We start from the raw sequence: 7,527 nt of genomic DNA, 5'->3' as shown, positions 1-7,527 counted from the left end.
GCTCACCTGTCATGGATTGTGAATTTAGGGCATCACACAAAGTCACGCTTGATAGCCCGCAGAACGCTTATGAGAAAGGTTATGACCTATCAGGCAATGAAACGCTACGTGAAGGACTGCAAATAGCATCTACAGCAAAAATAGGTGGCCTTATTTACATCCAGACATTAAGCCCTTATGGCCTAGCTTTAGAAAATGGTCACAGTCAACAGGCACCTAATGGTGTCTACGCACTTTCATTCCGATACGTTTGTGAGAAATACAGATGATGACCAATACTCAAGCCTTACAAGCGATTCTTGCGCGTGTTGGTACATTCACTGGCATGCCTAAAGCGAATATTCAATTGGCGAATAATCCTCAGGTTGGCGGCAAACCATATGAACCCCCGGCTGGACAGATCTGGGCGAAAGTTACAGTAAAGAATGCCGGAACTTTTATTGCAAGTATTGGTGATCAGCCATGTACTCGCACACCCGGTATTGTGTTTATCCAGTTATTTGCACCACTTCACTCTGGAACGCTGGAATTATCCAAGCTCGCCGATAAATGGGCAGAGCATATGCAATTCTATAAGGTTGGTGGTTTGGAGATACTTCAGGCTGATATTTTGGATGCAGGGCATTCATCAGCGATTGACGACCCTTCATCCATGAGTTTTTATCAATACAACGTAAACGTAAGTTATCGAATTAACTAAAACAGAATTTATTTATCGCCACCGAAAGGTGGTTTTTTTATGCCTAAAAATTAGGAGTATTAAGCCATGTCGAGTGGTGCAAAAATTCGCCTCTACTATGCAGCAGAGGAAACACCGGAAGTATTACCAGCCGTACCAGTCTGGAAAACAGTTCGTCGAGTGAGTGATGGATTATCAGAATCAGTAACTACAGAAACCTCAGCCAGTGTTTCAGATACTCGCTTCCGTCAAGGTGGTATGGCGACTGAAGCAGAAATTACCGGATCGCTTGAAGTTGAATTATCTGTTGGCTTGTTTGATGACTTCTGGTCAGCTGTGGCTATGAATGAATGGGTAGGTGATGTTCTTCAGTTTGGTGGTGATGTACGCAAAACATTTACCTTTGTGAAGTTTCACTCTGATATTGGTCAAGTCTTTATCTACCGCGGTGTGCGCATTGGTGAAGCATCAATGTCTATTGCGACAACCGGTAAAATCACAGCAACCTTTGGTTTAGTGGGCACCGACTTTGAACGTACTACTGTAAATCCGGTTGTTAACCCGGTGCCAGTTCCAAAAGCTGTTATGGTTTCTGCGCTCAATGTTGGTGATTTGACTGTAAATGGTCAAAGTATTGTGGGTACATCTTGCTTGCAGTCGCTTGAATTAAGTATTTCCAACAACCTTGAAGCGATCCGTTGTATCGGTAATCAAAAGTTATCAGCGCAAACCTATCTCGAAAAGATGGTTGATATTACGCTAAGCAGTCAGTTTATCTTCTCAAGCCAGGCGGCTGGTTATATCGACTTTGTGAAATCGCGTGACACCATGCCGCTAGAATTTTCTATTGAAGATGGTGAGGGAAACGGCTATGCCTTCGAGTTCCCAGAGCTGGAAGTGTCAGAAGCCAATCACCCAGATGGCGGTGGTGAAGACACCATTATGCTTGATGTGAGTTTTAACCATATCAATGTATCACCTAAAATTACTCGCATTATCGCACCTTAATCCTTGACCGCCTTCGGGCGGTTTTCTTCTGGAAGATCAAACATGGCTTTAAAAGTAGCAATCCAACAAAGTAAAGAAGTCGCTCTTTGGAAAGAATATAAAGATGGCGAAGGGAATGTATTAGCTGAATTTAAGATTCGCGGCTCTGATTACAAGGCTTATCGAGTAGCGGTTGAGCGCGCACAGAATCAATTATTATCGAAAGGTTATGATGTGGCGACTGCCGGTAGTGATGACAAGCTTTATCATGAACTACTGCTTGAAGCTGCTGCATGTCATCTGGTAGCCGAATGGAAAGGTGTTATCTTTGTTGAAAATGGCAAAGAGTTTGAACCGGAATGCTCACCAGAAAACACAACCAAGCTTTTCAACATGGGTGATATTGGCGTGGCAATCTGGGCCTTTGTAAAAGCACAGGCTGACCAGATCCAGGCCGAAGCAAATAACTATCGAGATGAAGTATTGGGAAAGTCCGAGAGCTCTACACCTATCTCAACAGATACGCCGGACTCAGCAAGCACGAAATAAAACAGCGTGAAGCCTTGGGTATTAAGTTGCCTGATCCACCTGCATATTCATACACAGCCAATGCTCTAATCGAAGCCTACAATACTATCGCTCGGTCACGCCGATATGAACAAGGCACACCACTAGCCTTGAGTATTGCCGACCTGAATGCCTATTGTGAGCAGTATGAGTTGCCGGTGGAGCGTTATATCTTTAATGCAGTCATCTTTGATCTGGATAATCGGTTTATTGATGAGGCCTACAAGAAGATGAGTAAGAAGTCAGCGTGAGTTGGTTTCTTACTAGTAAATAGCTTATAGATGAAGCTGCGCGACAAGATTTAACGTGCTGGTTAGTTCATTAATATTGACTTTCCGGCGACTGTGGCGTATTGACCGATTATGCGATATGGAATAATATAGGCCTTGTAGTCGCAGCGCGGTATAAATACTCCACGCCTAGGCTGAGGTACGATAAATTCTGCGATAATCGTAAACGTAGTGTAAATACGTTGCCTCTAGGTGCCGCACCATATACTAATCATAATCTACAAATCATTCTTTGAGTTATATTCATCCCAAATTCAGATCATATGGAACTGCCAGCTATGGATAATCTTTTTTTATTTGATGAAAAAAAGTTGACCCAAGCAACAGCTTTTTTTCTATATAAAGCTCATGGTCGTTTACCAATCCTCAAACTTATGAAACTTCTTTATATTGCTGAACGTGAGTCTTTTAGGAAGTTCCATAGACCTTTGATAGGTGATAGTCTTGTTTCAATGAAGCATGGTCCAGTTTTATCTATAACGTACAATGTTATGAATGGCGCTGTACGCCATCAAGACTTTTGGAATGAATGGATTTCAGATCGTTCTGATAATGAGGTTGCGTTAAAAGATGAAAGCTTGATTCGAGATGAAGATGATTTATTAGAATTAAGTGATAATGATATATCTTTATTGAATGAAGTTTGGCAAGAGTTTGGTCATCTCACGCGTTGGCAGTTAGTTGATTGGACTCATGCTCATTGTCCAGAATGGAATGATCCTGGAGCTAGTAGCTTTCCAATTCATTATGATACTCTATTTAAAGCGTTAAATTTTGATGAAGGACTTCAGAAACATATTCTTGAGGATATGGAGGCAGAAATCCGCATCAATCAATCAAATTCAAGAATATGCTGCTAGGGTGATTTGAACCAATGGATTGGGAAGGGAAGGTTGGCGATGCGTTTTTTCGCCCTGACGGCTTAAAAGATCATTTAAATGTGGTTTTATTTGACCCTAATCACTTTCCTGACCTAGGTTTTGGAAATCGCCTATGCATTGTTAAGGTTAATATCACAACCTTACATGAAGGAAAGTATTTTGATGGTACTTGCATAGTTCGTGAGGGTGAGCATCCATTTATCATTCACGATAGCTATGTTTATTATCAAAAATTAGAGATAGAAGATTTTGAGCATGTACGTAGATGTGTAAATCACGGCCCTTGGAGGCCAGCCGATCCAGTAAATTCAGATTTATTACTAAGAATGCAACAAGGTGTTCGAATTTCCCGAGATACACCACGTAAATATAAAAAATATCTTCCCTGATAGATAAAACCGCTCTAAAAAATGGTTTTAGCTAAAAAAACCCTCAAGTGAGGGCTTTAGTTCATTCATGTGAGCTATTGGTCTTCTGTTCTTGTTCATGTTGATATTCATTTGCAGCTTGCTGAGCTTCAGCTGCAGCAGTGGCTTCTGGTGGAATAGATTCGGCTGCGATGGCTGCAGTACCAGTGAATCCGAATAATGTTAGTAATAGAACTTGCGAATACTTTTTCATTTGAATTTCCTCTACGTTTCTAAGACTTAAATTCAGTGTAGAGGGGAAATTAGCCTAATGAGTATTAGCTATGTCTGAGTATGTAAAATGATGAAGCTTTTGGTTAGAGCCCTACAAGTTTATGTAAGCGCTATTATCTAGTGAATTTTTTGGTTAAATTTCTTTTAAATTGGTTAATTATAATGTGTCCAAATAAGAATAAAGTATATAGAAACACAAATACCTTAAGAGGCTTCCTTAGAGGCTAAAAAATCACTTTTTTTCTATGTTAAATTTATAAGTTCAAATCGCACAAATAAAAGAGTAGTGGTTATGGGACTGACCTTTTTAATAGTAATAATCATAGTAGTCACAGCTTTTGTTATGGTAGGTGCGCATACTAAGTTTAAATTGGGTGGAGAAATTAAAAAAGTTTCAAAAGATAAATTTAATCATAGAGTTATTGGTGAAAAAGAGCACCAAGAGCCATTGGTTGAAATAGTAGGTCCAAAGCTTGAAAATTCAGTAAGCAAGGTAGTTACTGCGCTTTTGGTTAAGGACTTCACTAATAGGGAATATATACATGCAGTTATGGTGCTTGTGAATGATATTCAAATAGGGTATTTAAGCGACGATGATGCAGTGAAATTTCTAAAATTATTAAAAAATGAAAACCTATCAGAAGATGCAGCGATAGAAGTCAAGGCGCTAATATATGGTGATTGGGGAGATGAGAATAAAATTGGAAATTTCAAAGTCAGTCTTAATTTACCTAAAAATATCGAAGATTCTGTAATTAAATAATTTAGTTCAGATTGAAAAAAGCACCCTAGGGTGCTTTTTTTGATGGGTATGGATTATCTCATTCCAGATTCAATGCGATCAACACGATAACCTAGCTCCCGATTGTCTTCATTTAACCCATGAATATCATCCTCAAGCTTGTTAATGCGTTCCACCAATTCACTTACCTGATCATCCTGATCGAAAGTCATTTCAAGGCGCAGGATTAGTTCAGCGGTGATAGTTCTGCCATTCTCTTTGGCTGCATTGTCTAATTTGTCTTTAAGTTCTGCGGGGATGCGAAAGTTAACTTGAGGGTCTGTACGTGCCATTTGTTCATTTGACCATTATGTTCATTTGAACAAACTATAGAGTGCTATAAATAAATAGTCAAAAATTTGTTGACACTAAATAAAGCACCTGCTTTAATGTGATTGTGATGTTGAGTTACATCATGTGCTATAAGGAGAACCAAATGGCAAGGCAAGATCCACAGGTAAACGTGCGTATACCTGAAAAAACTTTAGAGCGATTTAAAGAGGAAACTCAGAAAGACCGCAGAACTATCACAGCTCAGCTAAATATGATCATTGAAGAATGGTTAGAAAAGCGAGAAAACCAAAACGAAGCGAAAGCATGAAAACTACAGACAACAAAAAAGCCCCTCAATCTTGGCGGATCCGGAGCTTTCGTGTTGTTAACAAAGGAATATCAACATGTCAAATATAACTCATATCACTGAAGCGAATCAAGTTCAGATCAGTCAGCACCAACTAGAGCGCTTTGTTGATTTTATTAACAATGCTGAAAATGGCTTTAGTGACCTACAGACGCTTGTCACACTAATCATGGAGAAGTCTGAAAAGCACACCACTGCTTACACCTTGGCTTCAATCACTTGGGATCATTTAAATAAATGGGTCGATGAGTGTTGTGAAGAGGTTGCTTACTTTGAGCAACATTCACCAAAGGCGGCAAAGTTATTAACACAGGAGTCAGTAGCATGAATGCAAAATTAAATAACAGTGTGACTGTTGCTGATAAGGTTTTGGATATTGTTGAGTACCAAGGTCAGCGTGTTGTAACTTTCGCAATGGTTGATGAAGTTCATGGTCGTCCAGAAGGCACAGCTCGAAAACGTTTCAACGATAATAAGGAGCATTTTGTTGATGGTGAAGATTATTTCGAGGTTAGCTCGTCCGAAATTCGGACGCACAAAATATGCTCTATCTCGGATAAAAGTCATGGTGATGTAAAGCTTTTAACTGAATCAGGTTACTTGATGCTAGTTAAGTCATTTACTGATGACTTGGCTTGGAAAGTTCAGAAGCAATTAATCAAAGGCTACTTCAAAGCCAAAGAGCTTATCCAAAACTTTGATCCCATGAAGTCTTTAGCCGATCCGCGCATTTTGAGAGATTTGCTTCTAGGTTACTCCGAAAGGATTGTTGGTTTAGAGGAAGAAGTTCAGGAAATGAAGCCTTCAGTAGAAGCCTATGATCGCATTGCCAAAGCTGATGGAAGTTTATGTCTAACTGATGCGGCCAAAGCTCTGCAAATGCGCCCGAAAGATCTAATTGCCAAGCTTTCATCTGGTAAATGGATTTACAAGCGAGCAGGTAACTCTCATTGGCTGGGTTATCAAGACAAAGTGCAAGCTGGTTATCTGGAACATAAGATAACTGAGGTGACGCGAGGTGATGGTACAACCAAAATTACTGAGCAGGTACGCATTACGCCTAAAGGTCTGGCAAAACTAGCTAAAGATCAAGGCGGCACAGCATGAATGATCTAGATTTTGAGTTGAGCGAAGATATTCTAAGCATGAGCCGTGATGAGCTGCTGGAGGACATTAAATATCGAATTCTAGCGGATCATGAAATGATTCTCCTGCATGCCAAAGAAAGACGAATCTTGGAGCAGGATAAATTAGAAATGATCACTCTCCTGCAAAGAGGTGATGCAGCGATGGCTCACGCAATGGATAAAATGCGGGAGTACGATGCTTTAATAAAGCGAGGTACTAAAACCATTCTGATGTGGCGAACCAATTGCTATCTGCTAACAGCTATCTTGGTCATTGTGGCGATAGTCTTGATGATTAAGTAAAAACAACCATCCTTCGGGATGGTTTTTTCATTCTGGAATTAGTATCTTGTTCTAAATTAGAAATTTGGGGTGGGGTATGAAAAAATTATTTATATTAAGTGCTATTCTTTTGCTTGCTGCTTGCAGTTCGGACAATCAAGAGAGACCAAATGAACAAGCCGCAATAGCCGCTGAGCCAGCTGTTACTCCGAATTGGGAATACGGCACATCAACAGATGAAATGCGTGGGACTAAATCACAACACGCAACAACCCTAAGCACTAACTCTATAGATTTCGAATTTCCCTATAATGGGGGTTCGCACTTGGGTTTGACCTTGCGAAAAAATAATGAAGGTCAAGATATTATTGTTGCAATAGACAAAGGGCAGTTTATTTGTGGTATCCAAGATTGCGAGGCGGCTTTTAAATTTGATGATGGGTCGGTGCAGCAAATAACTATGGTTGGCACAGATGATCATAAATCAGATGTTTTATTTGTAGCTTATGACAAAACAGAAGAGAAGATTATCCAGCAGATAAAAAAATCGAAAAAATTAATTATTGAATTGCCGTTTTACCAAGAAGGGAAGCGCCAATTTATATTTAATATTGAAAATTTAGATTGGGAATAAGCCCCCCAATAAATCAAA

General features: G+C 39.8%; 15 protein-coding genes. 13 read left to right on the top strand and 2 right to left on the bottom strand.

What is annotated here, in order from left to right; all coding sequences use genetic code 11:
- From B2Y23_RS09030 to B2Y23_RS09000, 7 genes are all read left to right on the top strand, one after another.
- Positions 1 to 269 (top strand): hypothetical protein (locus B2Y23_RS09030; RefSeq protein ID WP_291370355.1); only part of this gene is annotated, 269 nt, incomplete at its 5' end.
- Positions 266 to 700, top strand: a complete 435-nt coding sequence (locus B2Y23_RS09025) for a phage tail terminator-like protein (protein WP_291370353.1) — start codon at positions 266 to 268, stop codon at positions 698 to 700. The genes B2Y23_RS09030 and B2Y23_RS09025, both read left to right, overlap by 4 nt.
- A 66-nt stretch (positions 701 to 766) precedes the next feature.
- Positions 767 to 1,687 carry a phage tail tube protein gene (locus tag B2Y23_RS09020; RefSeq protein WP_291370351.1) on the top strand — a complete coding sequence of 307 codons (921 nt, stop codon included), beginning with the start codon at positions 767 to 769 and terminating at the stop codon, positions 1,685 to 1,687.
- Positions 1,688 to 1,729: 42 nt separating this feature from the next.
- Positions 1,730 to 2,215: a hypothetical protein gene (locus B2Y23_RS09015; RefSeq protein WP_291370349.1), complete on the top strand. Its 486-nt coding sequence runs from the start codon at positions 1,730 to 1,732 to the stop codon at positions 2,213 to 2,215.
- A 26-nt stretch (positions 2,216 to 2,241) separates the two neighbouring features.
- On the top strand, positions 2,242 to 2,484 hold the full coding sequence (locus B2Y23_RS09010; protein ID WP_228722407.1) for a hypothetical protein: 243 nt from the start codon (positions 2,242 to 2,244) through the stop codon (positions 2,482 to 2,484).
- Between the two features lie 317 nt (positions 2,485 to 2,801).
- Positions 2,802 to 3,383 carry a Panacea domain-containing protein gene (locus B2Y23_RS09005; protein ID WP_291370346.1) on the top strand — a complete coding sequence of 194 codons (582 nt, stop codon included), beginning with the start codon at positions 2,802 to 2,804 and terminating at the stop codon, positions 3,381 to 3,383.
- Positions 3,384 to 3,397: 14 nt separating this feature from the next.
- Positions 3,398 to 3,793 carry a hypothetical protein gene (locus B2Y23_RS09000; protein WP_291370344.1) on the top strand — a complete coding sequence of 132 codons (396 nt, stop codon included), beginning with the start codon at positions 3,398 to 3,400 and terminating at the stop codon, positions 3,791 to 3,793.
- A gap of 61 nt (positions 3,794 to 3,854) precedes the next feature.
- Here the strand turns inward: B2Y23_RS09000 and B2Y23_RS08995 are convergent, their stop codons facing one another.
- Complete coding sequence (locus B2Y23_RS08995; RefSeq protein ID WP_291370343.1) at positions 3,855 to 4,025, bottom strand: hypothetical protein; 171 nt, start codon at positions 4,023 to 4,025, stop codon at positions 3,855 to 3,857.
- A 312-nt stretch (positions 4,026 to 4,337) separates the two neighbouring features.
- On the opposite strand from B2Y23_RS08995, the gene B2Y23_RS08990 reads away from it, so the two are divergent.
- Positions 4,338 to 4,808, top strand: a complete 471-nt coding sequence (locus tag B2Y23_RS08990; RefSeq protein ID WP_291370342.1) for a hypothetical protein — start codon at positions 4,338 to 4,340, stop codon at positions 4,806 to 4,808.
- 53 nt (positions 4,809 to 4,861) lie between these two features.
- Here B2Y23_RS08990 and B2Y23_RS08985 read toward each other — a convergent pair whose 3' ends face one another.
- Positions 4,862 to 5,119: an Arc family DNA-binding protein gene (locus tag B2Y23_RS08985; RefSeq protein ID WP_291370340.1), complete on the bottom strand. Its 258-nt coding sequence runs from the start codon at positions 5,117 to 5,119 to the stop codon at positions 4,862 to 4,864.
- A 143-nt stretch (positions 5,120 to 5,262) separates the two neighbouring features.
- Between B2Y23_RS08985 and B2Y23_RS08980 the strand changes: the two genes are divergently transcribed.
- The 5 genes from B2Y23_RS08980 (at position 5,263) to B2Y23_RS08960 (ending at position 7,509) form a co-directional block, all read left to right on the top strand.
- A complete protein-coding gene (locus tag B2Y23_RS08980) occupies positions 5,263 to 5,427 on the top strand; it encodes an Arc family DNA-binding protein (protein WP_075175435.1) in 165 nt (54 codons plus the stop codon).
- A gap of 76 nt (positions 5,428 to 5,503) precedes the next feature.
- Positions 5,504 to 5,794: a hypothetical protein gene (locus B2Y23_RS08975; RefSeq protein WP_291370337.1), complete on the top strand. Its 291-nt coding sequence runs from the start codon at positions 5,504 to 5,506 to the stop codon at positions 5,792 to 5,794.
- Positions 5,791 to 6,573: a phage antirepressor KilAC domain-containing protein gene (locus B2Y23_RS08970; RefSeq protein ID WP_291370335.1), complete on the top strand. Its 783-nt coding sequence runs from the start codon at positions 5,791 to 5,793 to the stop codon at positions 6,571 to 6,573. Before B2Y23_RS08975 ends, B2Y23_RS08970 begins: the two co-directional genes overlap by 4 nt.
- A complete protein-coding gene (locus tag B2Y23_RS08965) occupies positions 6,570 to 6,896 on the top strand; it encodes a hypothetical protein (RefSeq protein WP_291370333.1) in 327 nt (108 codons plus the stop codon). The genes B2Y23_RS08970 and B2Y23_RS08965 overlap by 4 nt, the downstream gene beginning before the upstream one ends.
- A 76-nt stretch (positions 6,897 to 6,972) precedes the next feature.
- Positions 6,973 to 7,509: a hypothetical protein gene (locus tag B2Y23_RS08960; RefSeq protein WP_291370331.1), complete on the top strand. Its 537-nt coding sequence runs from the start codon at positions 6,973 to 6,975 to the stop codon at positions 7,507 to 7,509.
- The last annotated feature ends 18 nt before the right edge of the window (positions 7,510 to 7,527 follow it).

Source organism: Acinetobacter sp. UBA5934, assembly GCF_002430855.1.
Lineage (GTDB): Bacteria > Pseudomonadota > Gammaproteobacteria > Pseudomonadales > Moraxellaceae > Acinetobacter.
Note: the sequence above shows the minus strand (reverse complement) of the source record. Positions and strands in the feature narration are given on the sequence as shown.

Excerpts from the sequence above, each read along its gene's own strand:
- B2Y23_RS09025 (WP_291370353.1), top strand. The coding sequence starts at position 266 with ATGATGACCAATACTCAAGCCTTACAAGCGATTCTTGCGCGTGTTGGT.
- B2Y23_RS09020 (WP_291370351.1), top strand. The coding sequence starts at position 767 with ATGTCGAGTGGTGCAAAAATTCGCCTCTACTATGCAGCAGAGGAAACA.
- B2Y23_RS09015 (WP_291370349.1), top strand. The coding sequence starts at position 1,730 with ATGGCTTTAAAAGTAGCAATCCAACAAAGTAAAGAAGTCGCTCTTTGG.
- B2Y23_RS09005 (WP_291370346.1), top strand. The coding sequence starts at position 2,802 with ATGGATAATCTTTTTTTATTTGATGAAAAAAAGTTGACCCAAGCAACA.
- B2Y23_RS09000 (WP_291370344.1), top strand. The coding sequence starts at position 3,398 with ATGGATTGGGAAGGGAAGGTTGGCGATGCGTTTTTTCGCCCTGACGGC.
- B2Y23_RS08995 (WP_291370343.1), bottom strand. The coding sequence starts at position 4,025 with ATGAAAAAGTATTCGCAAGTTCTATTACTAACATTATTCGGATTCACT.
- B2Y23_RS08990 (WP_291370342.1), top strand. The coding sequence starts at position 4,338 with ATGGGACTGACCTTTTTAATAGTAATAATCATAGTAGTCACAGCTTTT.
- B2Y23_RS08985 (WP_291370340.1), bottom strand. The coding sequence starts at position 5,119 with ATGGCACGTACAGACCCTCAAGTTAACTTTCGCATCCCCGCAGAACTT.
- B2Y23_RS08980 (WP_075175435.1), top strand. The coding sequence starts at position 5,263 with ATGGCAAGGCAAGATCCACAGGTAAACGTGCGTATACCTGAAAAAACT.
- B2Y23_RS08975 (WP_291370337.1), top strand. The coding sequence starts at position 5,504 with ATGTCAAATATAACTCATATCACTGAAGCGAATCAAGTTCAGATCAGT.
- B2Y23_RS08970 (WP_291370335.1), top strand. The coding sequence starts at position 5,791 with ATGAATGCAAAATTAAATAACAGTGTGACTGTTGCTGATAAGGTTTTG.
- B2Y23_RS08965 (WP_291370333.1), top strand. The coding sequence starts at position 6,570 with ATGAATGATCTAGATTTTGAGTTGAGCGAAGATATTCTAAGCATGAGC.
- B2Y23_RS08960 (WP_291370331.1), top strand. The coding sequence starts at position 6,973 with ATGAAAAAATTATTTATATTAAGTGCTATTCTTTTGCTTGCTGCTTGC.